Here is a 23,674-nt window from a genome sequence, read left to right as displayed (position 1 = left end):
CGAGTGCCGGGCGCGTGTCCGGCGCGCGGATGTGACACGCTCTCGGTATGTCGCTCGACCAGAAGCCCGTGCCCGCGCAGCCGTCCGCCAGCTCCGGCCTCACCACCCCCGGCGACCCCCAGGACGGGCCCTCCCCGGCCACGGCCGCCTGGGACGTCCGGCAGGCCGGGCCGTGGACCCACCGCGACCTCGCCGCCAACGGCGCGCGGTTCCACATCGCCGAGCTCGGCGAGGGCCCGCTGGTCCTGCTGGTGCACGGCTGGCCCGAGTACTGGTGGGCCTGGCGCCACCAGCTGACCGCGCTGGCCGCGGCCGGCTACCGGGCCGTCGCCGTGGACCTGCGCGGCATCGGCGGCAGCGACCGCACCCCGCGCGGCTACGACCCCGGCAACCTCGCGCTGGACATCACCGGGGTGATCCGCTCGCTCGGCGAGGACCGGGCGCACCTGGTCGGCCACGCCTCAGGCGGCACGCTGGCCTGGGTGGCGGCCGTGATGCGGCCCTCGGTGATCCAGAGCCTCACCGTGGTCTCGGCCGCGCACCCCCGTGACCTGCGCCGGGCCCTGCTCACCGACCGCAAGCAGCTCGCCGCCTTCGAGCACGTGCTGGGCTTCCAGCGGCCGTGGATACCGGAGCGCCGTCTGGTGGCCGACGACGCCGAGCTGGTCGGCCGCTACCTGGACGCCTGGGCCGGCCGCACCCCGCTGGACCGCGCGGCGGTGGCCGCGTACCGGCGGGCGATCCAGATCCCCAGCACCGCGCACTGCTCGATCGAGCCGTACCGCTGGCTGCTGCGCTCGATGGCCCGGCCGGACGGCATCCAGTTCGCCCGCCGGATGAAGAAGCCGATCACCGCGCCCACCCTGCACGTCCAGGGCGCGGCGGACCCGGTGCTGCTGTCGCACACCGCGCTGGGCGGCGGCGAGTACGTGGCCGCGCCCTACCGCTGGCGGCTGCTGCCGGGAGTCGGGCACTTCCCGCACGAGGAGGCGCCGGAGCAGTTCACCGCCGAGTTGCTGGACTGGATCGGCCTCCACAAGGACTGAGGGTCCGAGGGGCCGGGAGGAAGGTCCCGGCGCCCGGATGGGCGAACAGGGCCGAAGGTCCCAACTCCCTTAATCTGATGCTCATATGACAAACGCATAGGCCACGTTGGTGGCCCGCCGGGCGGTTACCCCCGTCGGCCCAGGGGCATCCATTGCGGTATGACCTGGATGCCCGATCGCGGCAGCGCCCCGCGCGGCCGACAGCACAGCAACAGCCCGCGGCGTGCCGCCCACCGCCCCGACTGGGCGGACGACCACGGCTACGACGGCGCCGGCCACGACACCGGCTACGACGGCGCGGGCGGCCACCCGCGTACGGCGCAGCGGCAGCTCGGCATCCCGCACATCCTCGGCCGCCGCGCCCGCTGGGTGGGCGCCCGCCTCCGCCGCGACACCTGAGCGGTCCTGGGCGGCCCGAGCGGTCCTGGGCGCTCCTGACCGACCCTGCCAGGCCCTGTCAGGCTCCGGCCGACTCGGCCGCACCGGTCGGCCGGTCCGGCCGCACGGCTCAGAGCGCGCAGCCCTGGGTGTCCACCCGGGCCGTCGCCGCGCTGCCCTGCTCGGCGTCCTGGCGCACCTCGGCGGCGGTCAGCACGTACCCCGTGTCCGCGCTGTCCAGCGATTTGGCGAACACCATCCCGTACACCTGGCCGTCCGGCGTGAGCAGCGGGCCGCCGCTGTTGCCCTGGCGGACCAGCGAGCGCACCGAGTAGACGTCGCGGACGACCTGGCCCCGGTGGTAGATGTCCGGGCCGTTGGCCTGGATCCGGCCGCGGATGCGGGCCGGCTGGACGTTGAAGGAACCGTTCTCGGGGAAGCCCGCGACGATCGCGCTGTCGTTGGTCTTCGCCTCGCCCGCGAAGGCGAGCGGCGGCGCGTTCAGCTTGGGCACGTCCAGGACGGCGATGTCGCGCTGCCAGTCGTAGCGGACCACCGTCGCGTCGTACAGCGGGCCGACGCCGCCGATCTGCACGGTCGGCTCGTCGACGCCGCCGACCACGTGGGCGTTGGTCATCACCCGGTGCGGGGCGTAGACGAAGCCGCTGCCCTCCAGCGTCTTGCCGCAGGAGGTGGCGGTGCCGACCACCTTGACCAGGCTCTGCCGCGCCTTCGCCACCGCCGGGCTGCCGGCCAGCGCCGGGTCGGGGATGTCGACCTGGGTGATCGGCTCGTGCTCGAAGGGGTTGAACACCTGCGGGAAGCCGTTGCGGGCGAGCACCTTGGAGAAGTCCGAGAACCAGTTGGGCGCGTCGGCGGGCAGCGCGTCCTGGACGCCGCCGAGCACGGCCGAGGTGCGGACCTGCTTGGAGACGGTCGGCAGGGACGTCCCGGCGAGCGCCGAGCCGATCAGCCAGGCCACCAGCAGCATCGAGATCACGTTGACCACGGAGCCGCCCGCGGCGTCCAGGGCCCGGGCCGGGCGGCGGTCGATGTGCCCGCGCAGCTTCCAGCCGAAGTGCGTGGTGATCGCCTGGCCGGTCGCCGCGAGCACGATCACCACCACCACGGCGATCACCGAGGCGGTCGTCCCGGGGCTGAGGTGGTCGAGCAGCAGCGGCAGCAGTTGGACGGCGAGCAGGCCGCCGCCCAGGAAGCCGAGGACCGACAGCACGCCGACCACGAAGCCCTGCCGGTAGCCCGACACGGCGAACCCGAGGGCGGCGGCGATCAACAGCACATCCAGGACGTTCACCCGGACACCCTCCCACGACGGACCCTTCGCCCGGGCGGCCGATCGCCGAATCCGGCCGGGACCGGACGGGGCCGACACGCCCCGCCCGCCGCCCCGAAGCTCACCGCGTCACCCTGCGGTTCACGGCGCCGCGGCGTCGCGGCCGAGCGCCGCGCGGGAACGTTCCAGGTCGCCCTGCACCAGCGCCAGCGCCTCGTCCGAGAGGTCGACGATCCGGTCGGTGTCCCACGGCCGCTCCAGGCCGCTGTGGTGCAGCACCCGGTCGATCACCCCGGCCGTGAAGCCCCAGACCAGCCGCCCGGCGACCGTGAAGGCCGGCCCCAGGTGACCGGACGGGTGCCGCAGCCGGGCCCGGTTGGCGGGGTCGGTCAGCTCCGCGACCGGCACCCGGAACACCGCGCCGGTCTCCCCGAGGTCCACCGGGCGGACCGGCGACTCCTCGCGCCACCAGCCGAGCACGGGGGTCACCACGAACCGGCTGACCGGGATGTACAGCGCGGGCAGGGCCGCGAAGACCTGCACGCCGGCCGGGTCCAGCCCGGTCTCCTCCCACGCCTCGCGCAGCGCCGCCGCCACCGGCCCGGACCCCGCCGGGTCGCCGTCCTCCGGGTCCAGCGCGCCGCCCGGGAAGGACGGCTGCCCGGCGTGCGAGCGCAGCGAGCGGGCGCGTTCGATGAGCAGCAGGTCGGGCCCGGAGGGGCCCTCGCCGAACAGCATCAGCACGGCGGCGGCCCGGCCGCCCCCGGCCGGCGGCAGGAAGCTGCTCAGCTGCTCGGGCAGCACCCGCTCGGCGGCCTCCCGGACCGGCTCCAGCCAGCGCGGCAGTCCGTCCCGCTCGATTCGCGGCGCCCCCCGCCCGCTCACTCGGCCACCGCCAGGTCGGCGACCTGGCCGTGGTGCGCGGCGGCGTCGGCGCGGGCGCCGGCCTCGCCCGGGAAGTCGGCGGGCGGCCGCAGCCGCTGGCCCGGGTGGCCGCCCAGCTCGTACTTCAGCAGCTTCCCCGCCTTCTCCGGATCGGTCTCGCCCTCCCCGTAGGCGGGGCAGAGCGGCGCGATCGGGCAGGCCCCGCAGGCCGGCTTCTGGGAGTGGCAGATGCGCCGGCCGTGGAAGACCACCCGGTGCGAGAGCATCGTCCACTCGGACTTCGGGAAGATCTCCGCGACCGCCGCCTCGACCTTCACCGGGTCCTCCTCGGTGGTCCACCCGAAACGGCGGGCCAGTCGCCCGAAGTGGGTGTCCACGGTGATCCCGGGAACGCCGAAGGCGTTGCCGAGGACGACGTTGGCGGTCTTGCGGCCGACGCCGGGCAGGGTGACCAGGTCGGCCAGCCGGCCGGGCACCTCCCCGTCGAACTCGTCGCGCAGCGCGATCGACAGGCCGATCAGCGCCTTCGCCTTGTTCCGGAAGAAGCCGGTGGGGCGGATGATCTCCTCCAGCTCCGCCGGGTTCGCCGCCGCCATGTCCTCCGGGGCCGGGTACTTCGCGAACAGCGCCGGCGTCGTCTGGTTCACCCGCAGGTCGGTGGTCTGGGCCGACAGCACGGTGGCCACCAGCAGCTGGAAGGGGTTGTCGAAGTCCAGCTCCGGGTGCGCGTACGGGTACAGCTCCGCCAGCTCCCGGTTGATCCTCCGTGCCCGCCGCACCATCGCCAGCCGGGACTCCGGCTTGCGCACCCTGACCGTCTTCCCCACCGGCTTCCCCGCAGACGCGGTCTTCCGGACCTTGCTCTCTGCCATGCGTGAAGGCTACGCCGGACGGCCGCGCTCCTGCGGCGGATCGGGCAGGACCGCCCCCGCGCGGTGACCGTCCGCCGGGCCCGTCAGGGGCAGCCGACGACCTGGCCGGCCCAGGAGAGGCCGCCGCCGAAGCCGAGCAGCAGGGCGGGGGCGCCGGTGGGCACCTCGCCGCGTTCGACGAGCTTGGCGAGGGCGAGCGGGACGGAGGCGGCCGAGGTGTTGCCGGACTCGACGACGTCGCGGGCCACCACGGCGCCGGTGGCACCGAGGCGGTCGACCAGCGCCTCGACGATCCGCAGGTTGGCCTGGTGGGTGACCACCGCGCCGAGGTCGGCGGGGGTGAGGCCGGCCCGGCGGCAGGCCTCCTCGGCGATCGGCGCCAGGGTGGTGGTCGCCCAGCGGTAGACGGTCTGGCCCTCCTGGCGGAAGCGCGGCCGCCAGTCGTCGTCCAGCCGGACGGCGTGGCCCTTGGTCGGGTCGGAGCCCCAGACCACCGGTCCGACGCCCGGACGGCCGGCGGCCCCGGTGTCCGGGCCGAGCACGGCGGCGCCCGCGCCGTCGCCGAGCAGGACGCAGGTGGAGCGGTCGGTCCAGTCGGTGACGTCGCTCATCCGCTCCGCGCCGACGACCAGCGCGTACCGGGCGGCCCCGGCCCGGACGGCGTGGTCGGCGGTGGCCAGCGCGGTGCAGAAGCCGGCGCAGCCGTTGTTGACGTCGAAGCCGGCGGCCGCCGGGATGCCGAGGCGCCCGGCGACCCGGGTGCCGATGTTCGGGCAGCGGTCCCGCGCGGTGCAGGTCGCGACCACCACCAGGTCGATCTCCCCGGGGGCGAGTCCGGCGGCGGCCAGCGCCTTGCCGGCGGCGGAGGCGGCGAGGTCGGTGACGCTCTCCTCCTCGGCGATGCGGCGGGTCACGATGCCGGTGCGCTGCCGGATCCACTCGTCGCTGGTGTCGACCAGCCGGGCGAGGTCGTGGTTGGTCAGGACCTTCGCGGGCTGGTGGTGGCCCAGCGCGACGATGCGGGAACCCGGCATGGCTGCTCCTCGGTGATGGGGCGTCATCACGCCGGACTATAGCGTCCGAACGGTCGGACGCTAAATGGTCCGACGGTCGCTACACTGACGCGGTGAGCCCGAGAAGATCCGCCGCCGACACCCGCCGGACCCGCGTCTCGATCCTGGCCCGGGGGCTGGACCTCGCCTCGGTCGAGGGGCTGGAGGGCCTGACCATCGGCCGGCTCGCCACCGACCTGTCGATGAGCAAGTCCGGCGTCCTGGGCCACTTCGGCACCAAGGAGAGCCTGCAGCTGGCCGTCGTCGACGAGGCGGTCGCGCTGTTCGTGCGCGAGGTGGTGCACCGCTCGGAGGCGACCGGGGCCGCGCCGGGCCTGCCGCTGCTGCTCGCCCAGTGCGAGGCCTGGGTCTCCTACCTGGAGCGCGACCTGCTGCCCGGCGGCTGCTTCTTCACCGCCGTGACCGCCGAGTTCGACGACCGGGAGCCCGGGCCGGTCCGCTCGGCGGTGGCCGCGCGCAACGCGCTCTGGCAGCGGAGGGTGCGCCACCAGGTCGAGCTGGCGGTCGCCGCCGGGCAGCTGCCCGCCGGGACGGAGCCCGAGCAGACCGTCTTCGAGCTGACCGGGCAGGTGCTCGCGCTCAACCACGCCCGGCGGCTGTACGGAGACCGGGGCGCCGCCGACCGCGCCCGGCGCGCGATGCGGCGGCTGCTCGGGCTGCCGGACCCGGGCGCCGGGCAGCCGGCGGCGCTCGCCGAGCTGCCCGCGCCGCCGGAGGCCTGACGCCCGCCGGGGCACGGCCCTGCCGACGGGCCGGCCGGGGCGGCCGGGCCCGTCAGCCGCGGAACAGCGCGTCGACCTCGCCGAAGCCGAGGGCGCCGGCCGGCGCCGTCAGGGTGCCGGGGCCGAGCAGCTCCGCGGCCGCCCGCAGCGCGGCGGTGTAGGCGAGCTGCGCCACCGCGGTGCCCGCGCTGATCCGGCGCACCCCGGCGGCGGCGAGTTCGGCGACGGACGGCCCGCCGGCCACCGCCATCGCGTTGACCGGCAGCGGCGAGCGCGCGCAGAGCGCGGCCAGTGCGTCGAGGTCCAGCAGTCCCGGCACGAAGAGGCCGTCGGCGCCCGCCGCCGCGTACGCCTCGGCGCGGACCAGCACGTCGTCGAGGCCGCCCAGCCCGAACAGGAAGACGTCGGTGCGGGCGTTGACCAGCAGCTCCGGCAGACCCGCCGACCGCGCCGCCGTCCGGGCCGCGCGCAGCCGGGCGGTCTGCTCCTCCACCGCGAACAGCGGGCCGCCGACCGCCGTGGAGTCCTCCAGGTTGACGCCGGCCGCGCCCGCCTCCACCAGCGCCCGGACGGTGTCCGCGACATCGGCGGGCGCGGGTCCGTAGCCGCCCTCGGCGTCCACCGTGACCGGCAGCTCCACGGCGGCCGCCACCCGGCGGGCGGCCTCGACGGCGCTCGCGCGGTCGAGGCGCTGGCCGTCGCCCCGGCCCAGCGACCAGGAGACTCCGCCGCTGGTGGTGGCGATCGCGGCGGCGCCCGCCGAGGCGATCACGGCGGCGCTGCCGGCGTCCCAGGCGTTCGGCAGGACGAGCACGCCGTCCGCGACCAGCGCCCGCAGGCGGGCGGCCTTCGCACGCAGGGCGGCGGACGGGGCGGGGATGGACGGGGCGGCGTCGGAGGGCAAGGCGGGGGTGGAGGGCAGGGCGGGGGTGGACGTGGTCATGAGGGGTCACCGGCTTTCACGGATCGGGGCGGAGCGGAGCGCGGGTGGTGCGACGACGGCATCCTGCGGGCGGCGGGCACCCGCGCTCCAGTGATTAAGCTGAGGCCGAATCACGGCCGGGGCGGGAGGGCGGGGGAGCCGATGCGGACCGAACTCGCTCTCTCGGCCGACGACCTGGCGCGCACCCGCTTCGCCGTCTCCCCGATGTGGGAGGTGGTGACCAGCCTCCGGGTGCTCGCCCAGCCGGCCGTCCCCGCACCGCACCGGCGCTGGGCCGCGCAGGTCCGCCCCCGGCTGGCCGCCGCCGGGCCCGCCGTCCGCCGGCTGGCCGCGATGGTCCCGCCCACCGGCCACCTGCCGGACTTCCTCACCCCCGTCCCCGGCACCGCCGCCCCCGCGCTCGCCGACGAGCTGGCCGCGATCACCGCGACCTCCCCCGGACCGGTCCGCGCCGACCTCGCCGTGCTGGCCGCCGAACGCGGCGGCCGGCTGCCCGCCGTCCTCGAAGCGCTGCACCGCGACCCGGCCGCCCGGCTGCCCCGGCTCGCGGCCGACATCGAGACCTACTGGGAGCTGGCGCTGGCGCCGTACTGGGCCCGGATCCGCGCCCTGCTCGACGCCGACGTGCTGCACCGCGCCCGCCAGGCGGTCGGGCACGGCACCGCCCGGGTCCTCGACGACCTGCACGGGACCGTCCGCTGGGACGGCAGCGGGCACGGGGCGCTGCGGCTGGAACAGCGGCACTGCGCGGTCGAACGGCTGGACGCCGCGGCCGGCCTGGTGCTGGTGCCCTCGGTGTTCGCCTGGCCGCGGGTGCTGACCCGCACGCTGCCGCCGGACCCGCCGCAGCTCGCCTACCCGGCGCGCGGGATCGCCACCCTGTGGGAGCCCCGCCCGGCCGCCGGCGCCCCGGACGCGCTCGCCGCCGTCCTCGGCCGCTCCCGCGCCCGGCTGCTCGCCGAACTCGACGCGCCCGCCTCCACCACCGAGCTGGCCCGGCGCACCGGGCTCTCCGCGGCCGGCGTCTCCCAGCACCTCACAGCCCTGCGCGCGGCCGGGCTGACCAGCGCGCACCGCGCCGGCCACGCCGTGCTGTACGCCCGGACCGCCCTCGCCGACGCCCTGCTCGACCCGGACCGGTCCTGATCGATCCCGACCGGACCTGAAGCGATCCTGAACCGGGCCCGCGCCGGACCCGCACTGGACACGAGCCGGAGGTGAGCCGGAGGTGAGCCGGGAGCGACCGGATCCGACCGGCGCACCGGGCCCCGACAACCGGCTGACCTGCCGGTTCAGGCGGCGCCCCGGACCGCCCCGGCGGTACGAATGGCCCCGCGCAGCACACCTCGGCACACCCCCTCCTCATATGATCGGAGCGACATGCGCCATGCTTGGTGATGCAGAGCACTGTACGAACTTGTGCCGGAGGGCTTGACGGCCGGCCGGCCGAGAAGGAGGAAGCACGTGGACGACGTTCTGCGGCGCGCCGCACTCTTCGCGGCACTCGACGACGAACAGGCCGGCGAGCTGCGCGCTTCCATGACCGAGGTGACGCTCGCCCGCGGCGAGTCGCTGTTCCACGAGGGCGACCCGGGCGACCGGCTGTACGTCGTCGCCGAGGGCAAGGTCAAGCTGCACCGCGCCTCGCCGGACGGCCGCGAGAACATGCTCGCCGTCCTCGGCCCCAGCGAGATGATCGGCGAGCTCTCGCTGTTCGACCCGGGCCCGCGCACCGCCACCGCCAGCGCGCTGACCGAGGTCAAGCTGCTCGGCCTCGGCCACGGCGACCTCCAGCCCTGGCTGCACGCCCGCCCCGAGGTCTCGATCGCGCTGCTGCGCGCCATCGCCCGCCGGCTGCGCCGGACCAACGACGTGATGTCCGACCTGGTCTTCTCCGACGTGCCCGGGCGCGTCGCCAAGGCCCTGCTGGACCTCTCCCGCCGCTTCGGCGTGCAGTCCGAGGAGGGCATCCACGTCGCCCACGACCTCACCCAGGAGGAGCTGGCCCAGCTGGTCGGCGCCTCCCGCGAGACGGTCAACAAGGCGCTCGCCGACTTCGCCGGCCGCGGCTGGCTGAAGCTGGAGGCCCGCGCGGTCGTCCTGCTGGACGTCGAGCGGCTCTCCCGCCGGTCCCGCTGACCGCGCACCGCTCACGGAAGGGCCCGCACGCTCCGGCGTGCGGGCCCTTTCCACGAGCGGTGCCGGCCCGGGCGTCAGTCCGGGATGAGCCCGTGCTCCCGCAGGTACCGCAGCTGGGCCTGCACCGACAGTTCGGCGGCCGGCCACAGCGAGCGGTCCACGTCCGCGTAGACCCGGGCCACCACCTCGGCGGCCGTCCGGCAACCCGCCTCGACCGCCGTCTCCACCTGGGCCAGCCGGCCCGCCCGGTGCGCCAGGTAGTAGTCCACCGCGCCGAGCGCGTCCGCGAGCACCGGGCCGTGCCCGGGCAGCACCGTCCGCACACCGTGCTCGGCCGCCATGGTGTGCAGGTGGCGCAGCGAGTCCAGGTAGTCGCCGAGCCGGCCGTCCGGGTGGGCGACCATCGTGGTGCCGCGGCCCAGCACGGTGTCGCCGGTGAGGACCGCGCCGTCGGCGGGCAGGTGGAAGGTCAGCGAGTCCGAGGTGTGACCGGGCGTGGCGATCACCCGCAGGTCGAGGCCTCCGACGTCCAGGCGCTGGCCGTGCGTGAGGCCCTCGGAGCCGAGCCGGTGCGCCGGGTCCAGCGCGCGGACCTCGGTACCGGTCAGCTCGGCGAACCGGGCCGCGCCCTCGGAGTGGTCCGCGTGGCCGTGGGTCAGCAGGGTGAGCGCCACCCGCGTGCCGCGCTGCTCGGCGGTCTCGATCACCCGGCGCAGATGGCCCTCGTGCAGCGGGCCCGGGTCGATCACCACCGCGAGGTCCGAGCCGGGCTCGGAGAGCAGCCAGGTGTTGGTGCCGTCCAGCGTCATCGGGGACGGGTTCGGCGCCAGCACGCAGAGCGCGCGGGCGGTGGCCTCGCCGCCGATCGCGGCGGCGGGGTCACCGGGCAGCAGTCCGCTCACCGGCCGCCCTCGCCGTCGCGATGCAGCAGGCGCAGGGGCAGCGCGCGGACGAGGGCGCGCTGGGCCACCTCGGTGAAGGGGACCTGGGCGCTGTCACAGGCCGGGGTGCGCGGGGTCAGGCTGCGGGCGGGCATCCGGGGTGCCGTCCGGCGAGCCACGTCGTTGTGGGTCATCGGGCGAAGGTCCTTTCGTCTCGCGGGGTGCGTCGGGGGATGGATGGGTCCGGTGGGAGAACGGGGGCGAGGGCGCGGCGTCAGCCGACGCGTTCCTCGGGGAACTCGGGGAAGGTGCCGTCGATGGTCAGTTCGTCGTACCCCGGCCAGCGGACGGTCAGCCGCTCGCCGTGCACCTCGGCGCGGCCGAGCACCGGCTCCAGCGAGCGCTCGGCCGCCGCGCCCAGCGCCTCGGCGGCGCTGCGCACCGGCAGCAGTTCGCGCAGCACGGTGACGGTCGGCGGCAGCATGCCGAAGCGGCCCTCCTGGTAGCCGCGGACGGCCTCGGCCGGGGTGAGCCAGGCCACCCGGTCGGCCTCGCCGACCTCGCGGGCGGCGTCCTGCCCGGGCGGCAGGGCGGCGACGAAGAACCAGGTGTCGTAGCGGCGCTCCTCGAACGCCGGGGTGATCCAGCGCGCCCAGCCGGCCAGCAGGTCGCTGCGCAGCAGCAGGCCGTGGTCACGCAGGAAGTCGGCGAAGGAGAGCTCGTGGGCCTCCAGCGCGGCGCGTTCGGCACTCCAGTCGCGGGGCTCGGCGACGCTGCCGGCGTCCGGGCCGGCCAGCAGGACCCCGGCCTCCTCGAAGGTCTCGCGGACCGCGGCGCAGACCACCGCCTGCGCGGTCGCGGCGTCCACCCCGAGCCGCTCGGCCCAGGCGCGCGGACCGGGGCCGGCCCAGCCGAGCTCCGCCTCGGCGTCCCGCGGGTCGACCCCGCCGCCCGGGTAGGCGTACATGCCGGCGGCGAAGGCCATCGAGGTGCGGCGGCGCAGCAGGTACGCCTCGGGCCCGGCGCCCCCGGCGGTGTCCCGGAGCAGCACCACGGTGGCGGACGGCCTGGGCACGGGCGGGGTCAGCTCGCCGGCGTCGGCCGCCCTGATCCGGGCGGGCCAGCCGGGCGGCATCGGGAGCGTCGTTGCTCGCTGGTCCATGCCCGGATGCTAAGCGCCCGGGGGCGGGGTTGGACAGGGGTGATCCGTTGTCCGACCCCGCCCCCGGCAGGTGCGCGGGCGGCGGGCGTCCGGGTCAGGCTCGGACGCGGACCTGCAGCTCGACCTCGACCGGGGCGTCCAGCGGCAGCACGGTGACGCCGACCGCGCTGCGGGCGTGCACACCCGCCTCGCCGAACACCTGACCGAGCAGCTCGCTGGTGCCGTTGATCACACCGGGCTGGCCGGTGAAGTCGGGGGCGGAGGCGACGAAGCCGACCACCTTGACGACCTGCTCGACCAGGTCGAGGTCGCCGATCACCGACTTGACGGCGGCCAGCGCGTTCAGCGCGCAGATCTGCGCGAGCTCCTTGGCCTCCTCCGGGGTGACCTCGGCGCCGACCTTGCCGGTGTTCGGCAGCTTGCCGCCCACCATCGGCAGCTGGCCGGAGGTGAAGACGAACTCACCGGTGCGCAGCGCGGGCACGTAGGCGGCGACCGGCGCGGCCACCGGCGGCAGGGTCAGACCCAGCTCGGCGAGCTTCTCCTCGACCTTGCTCATGCCTGCTTCTCCCGCTTGAAGTAGGCCACCAGCTGCTCCGGGTTCGGGCCCGGTACGACCTGGACGAGCTCCCAGCCGTCCTCGCCGAAGTTGTCCAGGATCTGCTTCGTGGCGTGCACGAGCAGGGGTGCCGTCATGTATTCCCACTTGGTCATGGCCAGACTCTAGACGCTCCGTCCCGGCGGACCGGCACGGTCCGCGCCCGGGCGCGCTCCGGCGTGTGAAGTGGCCCACAAACCGGGCATGATTCAGGCCCGGCCCCCGGGGTAGTCCCGGCATCCGGCGCGGTCCCTGGTTACCCTCGCGGAAGGGCACCCGTGTGGTGCCGGCCCTCGGAGACGGACGGAGACGGAGCGTGGCACGCACCCCCGGCCAGGCGGCCCGGCGCGATCCCGACTGGGAGGGCGTGCGGTTGCACGTGGTCAGCGGCAAGGGCGGAACCGGGAAGACCACGGTGGCCGCGGCACTGGCGCTGGCGCTCGCCGCGCGGGGCCACCGGACGCTGCTGATCGAGGTGGAGGGGCGGCAGGGCATCGCCGAGCTGTTCGGCATAGCGGCGCTGCCGTACGAGGAGCGCCGGATCGCCTCGGTCACCCCCGCCCAGCTGGGCCTGCCGGCCGAGGACGGCGCCGCCGGCGGCGAGGTGCACGCGCTCGCCATCGACACCGAGCAGGCGCTGCTCGAGTACCTCGACATGTTCTACAAGCTCGGCCGGGCCGGGAAGGCGCTGCAGAAGGTCGGCTTCGTCGACTTCGCCACCACCATCGCCCCCGGCGTGCGGGACGTCCTGCTGACCGGCAAGGCCTGCGAGGCCGCCCGCCGCAAGGGCCCGGACGGGCGGCGCCGGTACGACGCGGTGGTGATGGACGCGCCGCCGACCGGGCGGATCACCCGGTTCCTGAACGTCAACTCCGAGGTGGCCGGCCTGGCCCGGATCGGCCCGATCCACAGCCAGGCGCAGGCCGTGATGCGGGTGCTGAAGTCGCCGGAGACCGCCGTGCACCTGGTCACCCTGCTGGAGGAGATGCCGGTCCAGGAGACCGTCGACGGCTTCGCCGAGCTGCGCGAGGCCGGGCTGCCGGTGGGCGGGGTGCTGGTCAACATGGTCCGCCCGCCGGTGCTGGACGCGGCGGCGGTGGCCGCGGTGGACGGCGACCACCGCGAAGAGGTCGCGCTGGCCCTCGGCGAGGCCGGCCTCGGCGGCCGCTCGCGCAAACCGGAGACCGTCCGGGCGGCGGTCGATCCGCTGCTCGACCCGCTGCTGGAGCAGGCCCGGGAGCACGCCGAGCGGGTGGAGCTGGAGCGCGCGCGGCGCGCCGACCTGCAGCAGCTGAAGCTCCCGACCTACGAACTTCCACTGCTGGGCGAGGGCGTGGACCTCGGCGGGCTCTACCGGCTGGCGGGCGAACTGAAGCGTCAGGGGGCAGCGTGAGCGGGCGGAACAGCGTGCGCGACGGCGCCGGCAGCGGCGGTGCGGGTACCGGCAGCGGCGGTGCGGGCGTCGGCAACGGCGGCGGCCGGCCGCTCGCCGTGGACCGGCTGATCGACGACCCGAAGACCCGGATCATCGTCTGCTGCGGCTCCGGCGGCGTCGGCAAGACCACCACCGCGGCGGCGATCGGCCTGCGGGCCGCCGAACGCGGCCGCAAGGTCGTCGTGCTGACCATCGACCCGGCCCGCCGGCTGGCGCAGTCGATGGGCCTGACCGAGCTCGACAACACCCCGCGGATCGTCAAGGGCGTCAGCGGCGACGGCGAGCTGCAGGCCATGATGCTCGACATGAAGCGGACCTTCGACGAGGTCGTGCTGGCCCACGCCGAGCCCGAGCGGGCCCGCGCGATCATGGAGAACCCCTTCTACCAGTCCCTGTCGGCCGGCTTCGCGGGCACCCAGGAGTACATGGCGATGGAGAAGCTCGGCCAGCTGCGGGCGGCCGAGGAGTGGGACCTCATCGTCGTCGACACCCCGCCGTCGCGCTCGGCGCTGGACTTCCTGGACGCGCCGAACCGGCTGGGGTCCTTCCTCGACGGCAAGGTGATCCGGATCCTGACCGCGCCGGCCAAGGTCGGCGGCCGGTCCGCGATGAAGTTCCTGAACGCCGGGATGGGCCTGTTCACCGGCACCCTGGGCAAGATCTTCGGCGCCCAGCTGCTGACCGACGTGCAGACCTTCGTCAGCGCGATGGACTCGATGTTCGGCGGCTTCCGCGAGCGCGCGGACCGCACGTACCAACTGCTCCAGGCACCGGGCACGGCGTTCCTGGTGGTGGCCGCGCCGGAGCGGGACGCGCTGCGCGAGGCGGCGTACTTCGTGGACCGGCTGGCCGCCGACCGGATGCCGCTGGCCGGCCTGGTGCTCAACCGTGTGCACGGGACGGGCGCGCCCCAGCTGACCGCCGAACGGGCGCTGGCCGCGGCGGAGGCGCTGGAGGAGAACGGTTCGGAGCACGCCTCGCCGGCGGCCGAACTGCTCGCGGCGGGGCTGCTGCGGCTGCACGCCGAGCGGATGCAGGTGATGGTGCGCGAGCGCCGGACCCGCGACCGCTTCGTCTCGGTCTACCCGGACGTGCCGATCGTCGAGGTCGCCGCGCTGCCCGGGGACGTCCATGACCTGGACGGTCTGCGGGCGATCGGCGAACGGCTCAGCGGCACCGTCTGCGCCGACTGAACCCCCGGACACCGGTCCGGCCCGGGCCCCCCAGCCCGGGCTCACCGACCGCGCGCGTCGCGCGCCCCGGGGATCAGCCCGCCTTCGGCCCGTCGTGAGCCCACCTCGAACCCGCCAGGGGCTCAGCCCGCCTGGGCGTAGTCCGTCAGTATCACGCCGGTGGCCAGCGATGCCTCGTACTCGGTGCGCGCGGTCTCCAGCAGCCGGCGCCACGAGATCACGGTCGGCCGACGGCGCAGCAGCGCCCGGCGCTCGCGCTCGGTCATCCCGCCCCAGACCCCGAACTCCACCCGGTTGTCCAGTGCGTCCGCCAGGCACTCCGTGCGCACGGGGCACCCGCTGCACACCGCCTTGGCGCGGTTCTGCGCCGCCCCCTGGACGAACAGTTCGTCCGGATCACTCGTGCGGCAGGCGGCCTGCGCACTCCAGTCGTCTACCCAGCCCATGCCGGCGCCGTCCTCTCCCGAATCGAGGCTCCCCCACGGCGGCAACGGCATATTCACCGTTGCCAGTTGAGGACGTTACGGAAGAACGACAGCTTGCAACAGCCCCTTCGGGCTCAATCTCGAATGACCCAATTGGACTATGGGTGGCGATCAGCTCACTCGTTGGAGTGATCGCAGGTCGCAAGCCTTGCCAGGGTCACGGGCGCCACTCTCGCCACGCAAGCCGTCACGCAGTGCTACCGGACACAGGGGTGCAGTGGGCTACAGCTGCCTCAAAAGCCCACCAAGAGCGGGCAATTCGGGCAATTCTCATCACTCACAAGAGTGATCGATGCTGACGCAGCGAAGCTGTCGCAAGCTTGTGACAAGCCTAGGCGAACACCTGCCCCGGTGTGCGGCATTCGGCAACGTAGGGTTCTCCCCATGGCACCGAAGCTCCCCCAGGCATCCCCGCCCCCCGGCAACACCGGAGCTCCGCGCGGCAAGCGCCGCGGGTCACCGCTCGACTTCGCGGGACACGGAGTGAAGTTCCTGGGGGTCAGCGTCCTCTCCGGCGTCCTGCTCGCCGGTATGGCCCTGCCCGCCGTCGGCGCGCTCGGGCTGACCGCGAAGAACACGGCCGAGGGCTTCTCCAACATCTCGGACGACTTCAAGACCCCGCCGCTCACCCAGGCCACCCAGATCTTCGACGCCAAGGGCGGCCTGATCGCCAAGGTCTACGAGCGCGACCGCACCGTCCTCACCGCCGACCAGATGTCGCCGTACATGCGGCAGGCCCAGGTCGACATCGAGGACGCCCGCTTCTACGAGCACGGCGCCGTCGACCTCAAGGGCGTGCTCCGGGCGATCAGCAAGAACGCCGAGAGCGGCACCGCCTCCCAGGGCGCGTCCACGCTGACCCAGCAGTACGTGAAGAACGTCAACGTCGAGAAGGCCGGCGACGACCAGGCCGCCGTCCTGGAGGCCCAGCGCAAGACCCTGGGCCGCAAGATCCAGGAGCTGAAGGTCGCGATCAAGCTGGAGGAGGATCTGACCAAGGACCAGATCCTCACCAACTACCTCAACATCACCTTCTACGGCCACCAGGCGTACGGGATCGAGGCGGCGTCCCAGCGCTACTTCAGCAAGTCCAACAAGGACCTCACCGTCGCCGAGGCCGCCACCCTGGCCGGCCTGGTGCAGAACCCGTCGCAGTACGACCCGGTGCGATTCCCGGACAACGCGGTGAAGCGGCGCAACGTCGTGATCGACAAGATGGTCGAGAACAAGCACATCACCGCCGACCAGGCCAAGGAGGCCAAGGCCGCCCCGCTGGGCCTGAAGTACAAGGACCCGCAGAACGGCTGCATCACCGCCCAGGCGGGCATGGGCTTCTTCTGCGACTACGTGCGGCACGTGGTCAAGCAGGACCCGGTGTTCGGCAAGAACGCCGCCGAGCGCAAGAAGTTCTGGGACCAGGGCGGCCTGAACATCTACACCACCCTCGACCCGGACAAGCAGGCCGCCGCCCAGGCCGCGGTCACCAGCAAGGTCAAGGTCACCGACCCGGTCTCGGCCGCCACGACCATGATGGAGCCCGGCACCGGCAAGATCCTGGCGATGGCCCAGACCCGTCCGTACGGCCTGGAGCCGGCCAAGAACCAGACCGTGGTCAACCTCAACGTCGACGCGGCGATGGGTGGCGGCAACGGCTTCCAGCCCGGTTCGACGTTCAAGCCGATCATCGCCGCGGCCGCCCTCGAGAACGGCATCTCGCCCACCAAGCCGTACCCGTCGGAGAACCGCATCGAGTGGCCGACGATGAAGACCTGCGAAGGCACCTGGAAGAACACCTACAAGGGCAACGAGCGCTACGTCCCGAACGAGAGCAAGAGCGAGGTCGGCCCCTACGAGCTGAAGCAGGCGATGGCCCTCTCGGTCAACACCTACTTCGTCCAGATGGAGCAGGAGATGGGGCTCTGCCCCGTCAAGCAGATGCTCGACAAGCTCGGCATCACCACCACCGCCTCCGGCGCCAAGCTGGAGGTCGTGCCCTCGATCACCCTGGGCACCAAGGAGATGTCGCCGCTGACCATGTCGAACGTCTACGCGACCTTCGCCGCCCGCGGCAAGTACTGCACGCCGATCGCGATCAACAAGATCACCACGGTCGACGGCAAGGAGGTCAAGGTCCCGCAGACCAGCTGCACCCAGGCCTTCTCCGAGCAGACCGCCGACGCGATGAACACCGTCCTGCTCAACGTGACCGAGAAGGGCACCGGTGCCTCCCTCGGCCTGGAGGACGGCCGCCAGATCGCCGGCAAGACCGGTACCACGGACAAGAAGAAGGCCGCCTGGTTCAGCGGCTACACCCCGCAGCTCGCGACCGCGGTGTGGATCGGCGGCCCGACCGGCGGCGTCGAGATGAAGAACATGAAGATCGGTGACACCTACTACGGCGCCGACGGCGTCTTCGGTGCCACCGGCCCCGGCCCGATCTGGAAGATGGCCATGGACGGCGCGCTGAAGGGCTCCCCCAAGGAGACCCTGCCGACCATCGACATCCCGGACCCGGCGCCCAAGATCGACCCGAACGCCACCGCCCCGGCCACCCCGCCGGCCGACCCGAACGCGGCGGGCAACCCGCCGCCCGCCCAGAACCCCGTCCCCGGCGGCCCCGGTACCAACGCGGGCGGCGTGATCGGCGGCGGCTTCACCTTCCCGCCGGGCGTCATCGGCGGCGGTGACGGGAACGGCAACGGGAACGGGAACGGCAACGGGCGCCACTGAGCGGACGCCCTGGTGAACGACGAGGGGCGCCCCCCGAGCGATCGGCTCGGGGGGCGCCCCTTCGGCGTGCGCGGCCCGTAGGTGGGCCGTTCGTGGGCCGTTCGTGGGCCGCGTGCGTCGCGGCTCAGCCGTGCGCGGTTCAGCCGTGCGCCGTTCAGCCGTTCGCGGCTCAGCCGGCGAGGGCGGACTTCACCGCGGCGGCCACCCGGCCGCCCTCGGCCAGGCCCTCGACCTTCGGCCGCACCAGCTTCATCACGGCGCCCATGCCCTGCGGCCCGCTCGCCCCGCTCTCCGCGACGGCGGCGGCCACGATCGCGGCCAGCTCCTCGTCCGACAGCTGCTTGGGCAGGTACCCGGCCAGCACCTCGCCCTCGGCCCGCTCGCGGGCGGCCTGCTCGCCCCGGCCGGCGGTGTCGAACGCCTCGGCGGCCTCCCGGCGCTTCTTCGCCTCCCGGCCGATGACCTTGAGCACGTCGGAATCGGAGAGCTCGCGCTTGGTCTTGCCCGCCACCTCCTCGCTGGTGACGGCGGACAGCGTGAGCCGGATGGTGGACGAGCGCAGCTCGTCCCGGTCCCTGATGGCAGCCGTGAGGTCCTCCTGCAGCTGCTCCTTGAGCGTGGTCATGGCCCCGAGTCTCCCACCTGCGACGTTCCGCTGCCCACCATTAACCCGCGCCCCCGTCTTCCGCCGGCCCGCCGACACCGATTAAAGTGGTTACATGACCGACGAGCGAACCCCCGGCCTGGTCCTGCACTCTCCCGGCGGTACGCGGTTCCACTTCGACCCCGGCACGCTCTGCCTGGAGCTGCTGCCCACCGGCGGTCCCGGCCCGTACGCCCGCTACGAGGTGCTGCACCGGCCCGCCGACCTCGCCGACTGGGCCGGGAGGTCCCGGCTGGGCCTGCCGCCCGGCGCCGTCCGGATCACCGACGCCCAGCTCACCGCCGTCCGCACCCTGCGGGACGCCCTCTGGCGGCTCACCGCGGCCCGCGCCGCGCACGGCCCCGGCGCCGGGGAGCCCGCCGACCGCGCCGTGCTCAACCGGGCCGCCGCCCGGTCCCCGCTCGCCCCGCAGATCGCCCCCGACGGCACCGCGGCCCCGCCGCTGCCCGGCGACGGCGACCAGCTCGCCTCCACCGTCGCCCGCGACGCCATAGCGCTGTTCACCGGCCCGTCCGCGGACCGGATCCGCGAGTGCGCCGCCGACAACTGCTTCCTGCTCTTCGTCGACACCTCGCGGCCCGGCTGGCGGCGCTGGTGCTCGATGGAGCGGTGCGGCAACCGCCACAAGGTCCGGGCCCTGCGCGCCCGGCGCGAACAGGACGAGGAGTGATCCCGTGCACACCACCACCCCCGGCCGCCCGGTCGGACTCACCAGGGACGCCGGCTGGGAGATCGGCGTCTCCCGCACCCTGCCGCACCCGCCCGAGGCCGTCTGGTCGCTGCTCACCTCCCCCGACGGTCTCGCCCTGTGGCTCGGCCCCGGGGCCCGCCTCGCCGACCGGGTCGGCGGGCCCGTCACCGCCGACGACGGCTCCGCGGGCGAACTGCGCGGCTTGCGCCCCGGCTCGCGGATCCGGCTCACCTGGCGGCCCGCCGGGCGGTCCGCGGCGACCACCGTGCAGGTCACGGTCACCCCGGGCCGGGGCGGCACGCTGCTGCGCTTCCACCAGGAGCGGCTCCACGACGAGGCGGAGCGCATCCGGCGGCGCGCGCACTGGCGCGCCATCCTGGACGCGGTGGCCGCCGAACTCGCCCCGGCCGCCGGCTGAGCCGACCGGGTGCGCCCCCGCGCCGTGTCCCCGTGCGACCACCGGCAGTTCACCTGCTGATCCGCCGTCTGAGAGCATGGAACGATGCGACCGCTGTACTCCGTTCCCCTCGGAATCGCCGCCACCGGCGCCGCCTGCCTCGCCTACTCCGTTGGGTACGAGGTCCGTTCCTTCCGCCTCCGCCGGATCGAGGTCCCGGTCCTCCCCCGGGGCGCCCGCCCCGTCCGGGTACTGCAGGTCTCCGACATCCACATGGTGAGCGACCAGGGCAAGAAGCAGCGCTGGCTGCAGAGCCTCGCGGGCCTGCGCCCCGACCTGGTGGTCAACACCGGCGACAACCTCTCCGACCCGCTCGGCGTCCCGGCCGTCCTGGACGCGCTCGGGCCGCTGATGGAGTTCCCCGGCGTCTACGTCTTCGGGTCCAACGACTACTACGGCCCCGCCCGCAGGAACCCGGCCCGCTACCTCCAGGCCATGCGCAGCGGCGTCCACGGCATGAACAACCCCGACGGCACCGCCGCCCGCGGCATCAGCGGCGCCGTCCACAACCCGTGGGAGAAGCTGCGCGACAGCTTCGACGCGGCCGGCTGGCTCGACCTCACCAACACCCGGGGCCGCCTCACCGTCGCCGGCCTCGACCTGGAGTTCACCGGCCTGGACGACCCACACATCCGGCGCGACCGCTACAGCGAGGTCGCCGGCGGCCCCTCCGCCGACGCCGATCTCTCCCTCGCCGTCGTGCACGCCCCCTACCTGCGCGTCCTCGACGCCTTCACCGCCGACCGCTACCCGCTGATCCTCGCCGGCCACACCCACGGCGGCCAGCTGTGCGTCCCCTTCTACGGCGCCCTGGTCACCAACTGCGATCTCGACGCCAAGCGGGTCAAGGGCCTCTCCACCCACCAGGCCGGCGGCAGCCGCTCCTACCTCCACGTCTCGGCCGGCTGCGGCACCAACCGCTACACCCCCGTCCGCTTCGCCTGCCCGCCCGAAGCCACCCTCCTCACCCTCACCCCGACCCCCCGCTGACCCGCCCACCCCGCTCGCCGAGATACCGGATTTCGTCTCTCGGCGAGCGTCCGGTAGAGTTCTACTCGTCGCGAAGGAGACGGAGCGACAAACAGAAAGACCGGGGTGTGGCGCAGCTTGGTAGCGCGCTTCGTTCGGGACGAAGAGGCCGTGGGTTCAAATCCCGCCACCCCGACCCACTGCAGAGGCCCTGCCGGAGAAATCCGGCAGGGCCTCTGTTGTTGTGCATGCATGCACATCTGAGTGACTACGCCTCAGGGCCTTGAACAATCGCGCCACCGGTTACCGGCCCCATGCCGGCATACCGCGAATCTATGGCGTAGCTCACATGGCGTCTCAGTCGACGCGAGGGAGCGGTAGGGCGGAACCGACGTCTCGTTACATGCGTTTCATCCCGCGAAGATCGCCTACCGAGCAGGAGACTCCAATGGTTCAGGCAAGTCGCACTGATGAGATCTGCGCTGCCATTGATGCGCTGCGGGTCGACCGCTCCTCCGGGCAGCCTGCTCGCCACCAGCCGATCGTGCTGCTGTGGGCAATCGGGCGTGCGGCGTCGGGTAGGTCACGACTCACCGCATGGGAAGAGGTCCACGAGGATCTCGGGCGGGCGCTCGAAGCATACGGGCGGCCTGGCTCCGACCCCTCGCCGGAGTACCCGTTCGTGGCGTTGAGCCGCTCGGGATTGTGGGAGCTGAAGGGCTTCACCGGCGACGTGCCGACGGCTCGCGGGTCAGCGTTGAAGCACTGGGTACAGGAGCAGAACCCGCGGGGTGGACTCAGCCAGCACGTCTACAAGCTCATGGCCACTGACCCCGAGGCGCGACAGCGGGTGATCGACCAGCTGCTGAACCGTTTCTTCGATACGGCGGACGCTGACGAGCCGTTGACCACCGGGCTGGCCAACCTGGTCTTTGATGGCTTCGGGCCGGTACCTGGGGTGGCGATCGGGCAGGTCTTCTCCAGCCGGAGGGAGCTGTACGACGCCAATGTGCACCGACAGCTCCAGGCGGGGATCAGCGGCACCAAGGATCGCGGAGCGGAATCCATCGTCGCGTCCGGTGGCTATGAGGACGATGAGGATCTGGGCAACGTCATCATCTATACGGGCCAGGGAGGTCGCAACGACTCTGGTCAGCAGATCGCGGATCAAGAGCTCACCCTCGGGAACGCAGCCCTGATGACCAGTCGCACCACGGGCATGCCCGTGCGCGTCGTCCGCGGTGTCCGCAAGGCTGGCTCCGCTTCCGCGATGGACTACCGCTACGACGGCCTCTTCCACGTGGAGGACGCCTGGTGTGAGCCCGGGCAGTCCAACTACCTCGTGTGGCGCTTCCGCCTCGTCCAGCTCATGAAGGCGGAAGCGCCCTTCCAGACAGCGCTCCCCCGCCCTCGAATCCCCGCGGGCAACGAGGCCCCCTCACGAGTCGAGTCCATCGCCAAGCGCATCGTCCGGAGCACTCAGGTAGCGAACTTCGTCAAGCAGGTGCACGACTTTCACTGCCAGGTTTGCGGACTGCGCCTCACCTCCCCCACGCGCCCCTATGCAGAGGCGGCTCACATACAAGCGCTCGGCAAGCCGCACAACGGCCCGGATCTCGCCGCCAATGTGCTCTGCCTCTGCCCGAACCACCACACCCTCTTCGACTTCGGCATGCTGCTCATCGATGACGATCTGAAGGTCACTGACCGCTCCTCGGGGACGGTCATCGGACGCCTGCGCGAGGTTCCTGACCACCAGATCGATCGCGCGTATCTCGCGTATCACCGTGACCACCACTCGGGAGCGGGCTGGCACGGTCCCGTCGACGAGTAAGCGGTTCCGCAGGGGGCGTGGGGCCCGCCGGGGTGGGGGCCAGCGGGCCCCTGGGGGCAGGTCTGGGATGAGGGTGGGTCAGGCGGGGGTGAGGGGGGTGGTGGTGACGATGATGGAGCAGGAGGGGGTGTGGGGGCCCTGTTGGAGGGTGACGCCGACGCGGTCGCGGCGGGCGGGGTCGCGGGGGAGCTGGGTGACCTCGACCAGGCAGGGCTCGTCGAGTTCGACGTAGCGGGTGAAGTCGCATTCCATGGCGACGGCCATCACCGGCTCCTGGTGGTGCAGGGCCTGTGCGGCCTGCCGGGCGGCGTCCAGGAGGAGTGAGCCGGGCGCGTGGTCGACCGGGTGGTCGAAGTGGACCGGGTGGTGGGTGTCGACCCGCAGCTGCCAGCGGCGGGCGCGGCCGGTGGCGGAGAGCGCGACCTCGCGGGGCACCGCGCGGCCGGCCCGGGCGGCCGGGATCGGCGCGGGCAGCGGGACGGCGCGGGCCATCATCTCGGCGGCGTCGCCCCTGTCGGCGCGCAGGCGCCGGTAGATCGCCGGGGTCTGGACGGTGAAGCGGGTCTGCGCGGTGGCGATCGGCTCGCCGTCCCGGCTGACCACGTAGGCGAGCGTCAGCGCGGCCACCCGGTTGCCGCGGCGGACCACGTCCTGGCAGACGGCGTCGATCCGCACCTCGTCGTCGGCCCCGCCGGCACGCCGGGCGGGGGCGCTGTCGCCGGCGGCGCGCTGGCGCGGGACCGCGTCCCGGGCGCCAGCCCACAGGCCGCCCGGGATGAGCGCGTAGCCGAAGTGGTCCCAGATCAGCTGGTGGCCGAGCGGAACGCCGAACGCCACGTGCGAGAGCAGCGGGAAGGTCTGACGGATGGTCTCCACCAGGAGCATCGGGTCGTGGTAGCCGTTGCGGACGCCGTAGGCGCGGTGGTCGCGCGGCCACCGGGCGGTGATCCGGTAGGAGTCCTCGGCGAGTTGCTCCCAGGCGGTCAGCAGCACCTCCTCGGCCGCCCGCTTGTGCACGTACTCCTTGGGCACGGTCACCGGCACGCCGGTCATGGCCGCGTCGAGCGAGCTGGTCATGGTGGTGCTGTGGTCTGTGCGAAACATGGATGCACTCCCCCAGAGTGGCCACAGGCAAGGTGAAAGATCGGCGCTCCGGTGTGTACGCGGGGCTCCATGGCGAATAACATAGAGGTCGTTCTTTTTGTTTGTCGAGGCGTTTGGAG

The 23,674-nt window shown here is 73.7% G+C and carries 25 protein-coding genes and 1 tRNA gene; 13 read left to right on the top strand and 13 right to left on the bottom strand.

The annotated features are described in order from the left end of the window. The first annotated feature begins 47 nt into the window (after positions 1–47). Both ABT238_RS00755 and ABT238_RS00750 read left to right on the top strand, forming a co-directional pair. Positions 48–1,046 carry an alpha/beta fold hydrolase gene (locus tag ABT238_RS00755; protein WP_350558603.1) on the top strand — a complete coding sequence of 333 codons (999 nt, stop codon included), beginning with the start codon at positions 48–50 and terminating at the stop codon, positions 1,044–1,046. A 159-nt stretch (positions 1,047–1,205) separates the two neighbouring features. Then, complete coding sequence (locus ABT238_RS00750; protein WP_350558606.1) at positions 1,206–1,445, top strand: hypothetical protein; 240 nt, start codon at positions 1,206–1,208, stop codon at positions 1,443–1,445. Between the two features lie 109 nt (positions 1,446–1,554). Here ABT238_RS00750 and ABT238_RS00745 read toward each other — a convergent pair whose 3' ends face one another. The 4 genes from ABT238_RS00745 to ABT238_RS00730 form a co-directional block, all read right to left on the bottom strand. After that, positions 1,555–2,739 carry a MarP family serine protease gene (locus ABT238_RS00745; RefSeq protein WP_350558609.1) on the bottom strand — a complete coding sequence of 395 codons (1,185 nt, stop codon included), beginning with the start codon at positions 2,737–2,739 and terminating at the stop codon, positions 1,555–1,557. A 120-nt stretch (positions 2,740–2,859) separates the two neighbouring features. Further along, positions 2,860–3,603, bottom strand: a complete 744-nt coding sequence (locus tag ABT238_RS00740) for an NUDIX hydrolase (RefSeq protein WP_350558612.1) — start codon at positions 3,601–3,603, stop codon at positions 2,860–2,862. After that, on the bottom strand, positions 3,600–4,475 hold the full coding sequence (gene nth / locus ABT238_RS00735) for an endonuclease III (RefSeq protein ID WP_350558615.1): 876 nt from the start codon (positions 4,473–4,475) through the stop codon (positions 3,600–3,602). The genes ABT238_RS00740 and nth overlap by 4 nt, the downstream gene beginning before the upstream one ends. An 83-nt stretch (positions 4,476–4,558) precedes the next feature. After that, entirely contained in the window at positions 4,559–5,509 is a 951-nt protein-coding gene (locus ABT238_RS00730) for a beta-ketoacyl-ACP synthase 3 (RefSeq protein ID WP_350558618.1), read from the bottom strand. 92 nt (positions 5,510–5,601) lie between these two features. Between ABT238_RS00730 and ABT238_RS00725 the strand changes: the two genes are divergently transcribed. Then, complete coding sequence (locus ABT238_RS00725; RefSeq protein ID WP_350755063.1) at positions 5,602–6,270, top strand: TetR/AcrR family transcriptional regulator; 669 nt, start codon at positions 5,602–5,604, stop codon at positions 6,268–6,270. 52 nt (positions 6,271–6,322) lie between these two features. Here the strand turns inward: ABT238_RS00725 and ABT238_RS00720 are convergent, their stop codons facing one another. Next, positions 6,323–7,213, bottom strand: coding sequence for an isocitrate lyase/phosphoenolpyruvate mutase family protein (locus ABT238_RS00720; RefSeq protein ID WP_350755061.1), 891 nt, complete (start codon positions 7,211–7,213; stop codon positions 6,323–6,325). A gap of 141 nt (positions 7,214–7,354) precedes the next feature. Here ABT238_RS00720 and ABT238_RS00715 point away from each other — a divergent pair, with 141 nt between their 5' ends. Both ABT238_RS00715 and ABT238_RS00710 read left to right on the top strand, forming a co-directional pair. Next, positions 7,355–8,359 (top strand): DUF5937 family protein, encoded by a 1,005-nt coding sequence (locus ABT238_RS00715; RefSeq protein WP_350755059.1) that lies wholly within the window; start codon positions 7,355–7,357, stop codon positions 8,357–8,359. A gap of 318 nt (positions 8,360–8,677) precedes the next feature. Further along, positions 8,678–9,352: a Crp/Fnr family transcriptional regulator gene (locus tag ABT238_RS00710; RefSeq protein ID WP_030288117.1), complete on the top strand. Its 675-nt coding sequence runs from the start codon at positions 8,678–8,680 to the stop codon at positions 9,350–9,352. Between the two features lie 74 nt (positions 9,353–9,426). Here the strand turns inward: ABT238_RS00710 and ABT238_RS00705 are convergent, their stop codons facing one another. The 5 genes from ABT238_RS00705 to sp36 all read right to left on the bottom strand — a co-directional run bounded on the left by ABT238_RS00705 (position 9,427) and on the right by sp36 (position 12,109). Further along, positions 9,427–10,254 (bottom strand): MBL fold metallo-hydrolase, encoded by an 828-nt coding sequence (locus tag ABT238_RS00705; RefSeq protein WP_350558627.1) that lies wholly within the window; start codon positions 10,252–10,254, stop codon positions 9,427–9,429. Then, complete coding sequence (locus tag ABT238_RS00700; protein WP_350558630.1) at positions 10,251–10,427, bottom strand: hypothetical protein; 177 nt, start codon at positions 10,425–10,427, stop codon at positions 10,251–10,253. Before ABT238_RS00700 ends, ABT238_RS00705 begins: the two co-directional genes overlap by 4 nt. A gap of 80 nt (positions 10,428–10,507) precedes the next feature. Continuing rightward, the gene (locus ABT238_RS00695) at positions 10,508–11,395 is read right to left on the bottom strand and encodes an NUDIX hydrolase (RefSeq protein WP_350755057.1); all 888 of its coding nucleotides are present in this window, start codon (positions 11,393–11,395) and stop codon (positions 10,508–10,510) included. Between the two features lie 94 nt (positions 11,396–11,489). After that, complete coding sequence (locus ABT238_RS00690) at positions 11,490–11,954, bottom strand: RidA family protein (protein ID WP_350558636.1); 465 nt, start codon at positions 11,952–11,954, stop codon at positions 11,490–11,492. Continuing rightward, positions 11,951–12,109 carry a Sp36 family protein gene (sp36, locus tag ABT238_RS00685; RefSeq protein WP_350541473.1) on the bottom strand — a complete coding sequence of 53 codons (159 nt, stop codon included), beginning with the start codon at positions 12,107–12,109 and terminating at the stop codon, positions 11,951–11,953. Before sp36 ends, ABT238_RS00690 begins: the two co-directional genes overlap by 4 nt. Positions 12,110–12,309: 200 nt before the next feature. Between sp36 and bagA the strand changes: the two genes are divergently transcribed. Beyond that, entirely contained in the window at positions 12,310–13,386 is a 1,077-nt protein-coding gene (gene bagA / locus ABT238_RS00680) for an ATPase BagA (RefSeq protein ID WP_350558639.1), read from the top strand. Between the two features lie 98 nt (positions 13,387–13,484). After that, positions 13,485–14,621, top strand: a complete 1,137-nt coding sequence (bagB, locus tag ABT238_RS00675) for an ATPase BagB (protein WP_350559207.1) — start codon at positions 13,485–13,487, stop codon at positions 14,619–14,621. A gap of 122 nt (positions 14,622–14,743) precedes the next feature. On the opposite strand, the gene ABT238_RS00670 is transcribed toward bagB, so the two are convergent. Further along, positions 14,744–15,067 (bottom strand): WhiB family transcriptional regulator, encoded by a 324-nt coding sequence (locus ABT238_RS00670; protein WP_344338874.1) that lies wholly within the window; start codon positions 15,065–15,067, stop codon positions 14,744–14,746. Between the two features lie 423 nt (positions 15,068–15,490). Here ABT238_RS00670 and ABT238_RS00665 point away from each other — a divergent pair, with 423 nt between their 5' ends. Beyond that, the gene (locus ABT238_RS00665; RefSeq protein ID WP_350755055.1) at positions 15,491–17,836 is read left to right on the top strand and encodes a transglycosylase domain-containing protein; all 2,346 of its coding nucleotides are present in this window, start codon (positions 15,491–15,493) and stop codon (positions 17,834–17,836) included. A gap of 169 nt (positions 17,837–18,005) precedes the next feature. Here the strand turns inward: ABT238_RS00665 and ABT238_RS00660 are convergent, their stop codons facing one another. Further along, the gene (locus tag ABT238_RS00660) at positions 18,006–18,461 is read right to left on the bottom strand and encodes a GatB/YqeY domain-containing protein (RefSeq protein ID WP_350558645.1); all 456 of its coding nucleotides are present in this window, start codon (positions 18,459–18,461) and stop codon (positions 18,006–18,008) included. A 94-nt stretch (positions 18,462–18,555) separates the two neighbouring features. Between ABT238_RS00660 and ABT238_RS00655 the strand changes: the two genes are divergently transcribed. The 5 genes from ABT238_RS00655 to ABT238_RS00635 all read left to right on the top strand — a co-directional run bounded on the left by ABT238_RS00655 (position 18,556) and on the right by ABT238_RS00635 (position 22,451). Continuing rightward, positions 18,556–19,170 carry a CGNR zinc finger domain-containing protein gene (locus tag ABT238_RS00655; RefSeq protein WP_350755053.1) on the top strand — a complete coding sequence of 205 codons (615 nt, stop codon included), beginning with the start codon at positions 18,556–18,558 and terminating at the stop codon, positions 19,168–19,170. Between the two features lie 4 nt (positions 19,171–19,174). Further along, a complete protein-coding gene (locus tag ABT238_RS00650) occupies positions 19,175–19,609 on the top strand; it encodes an SRPBCC family protein (protein WP_350755051.1) in 435 nt (144 codons plus the stop codon). A gap of 84 nt (positions 19,610–19,693) precedes the next feature. Continuing rightward, positions 19,694–20,638: a metallophosphoesterase gene (locus tag ABT238_RS00645; RefSeq protein ID WP_350755049.1), complete on the top strand. Its 945-nt coding sequence runs from the start codon at positions 19,694–19,696 to the stop codon at positions 20,636–20,638. 101 nt (positions 20,639–20,739) lie between these two features. Then, positions 20,740–20,813, top strand: a tRNA-Pro gene (locus ABT238_RS00640). Between the two features lie 252 nt (positions 20,814–21,065). Then, on the top strand, positions 21,066–22,451 hold the full coding sequence (locus tag ABT238_RS00635) for a YDG/SRA domain-containing protein (protein WP_350755047.1): 1,386 nt from the start codon (positions 21,066–21,068) through the stop codon (positions 22,449–22,451). 78 nt (positions 22,452–22,529) lie between these two features. Here the strand turns inward: ABT238_RS00635 and ABT238_RS00630 are convergent, their stop codons facing one another. After that, the gene (locus ABT238_RS00630; protein ID WP_350558657.1) at positions 22,530–23,555 is read right to left on the bottom strand and encodes an AfsA-related hotdog domain-containing protein; all 1,026 of its coding nucleotides are present in this window, start codon (positions 23,553–23,555) and stop codon (positions 22,530–22,532) included. Positions 23,556–23,674 lie beyond the last annotated feature (119 nt).

This window comes from Kitasatospora sp. NPDC001527, assembly GCF_040298605.1.
Lineage (GTDB): Bacteria > Actinomycetota > Actinomycetes > Streptomycetales > Streptomycetaceae > Kitasatospora.
Note: the sequence above shows the minus strand (reverse complement) of the source record. Positions and strands in the feature narration are given on the sequence as shown.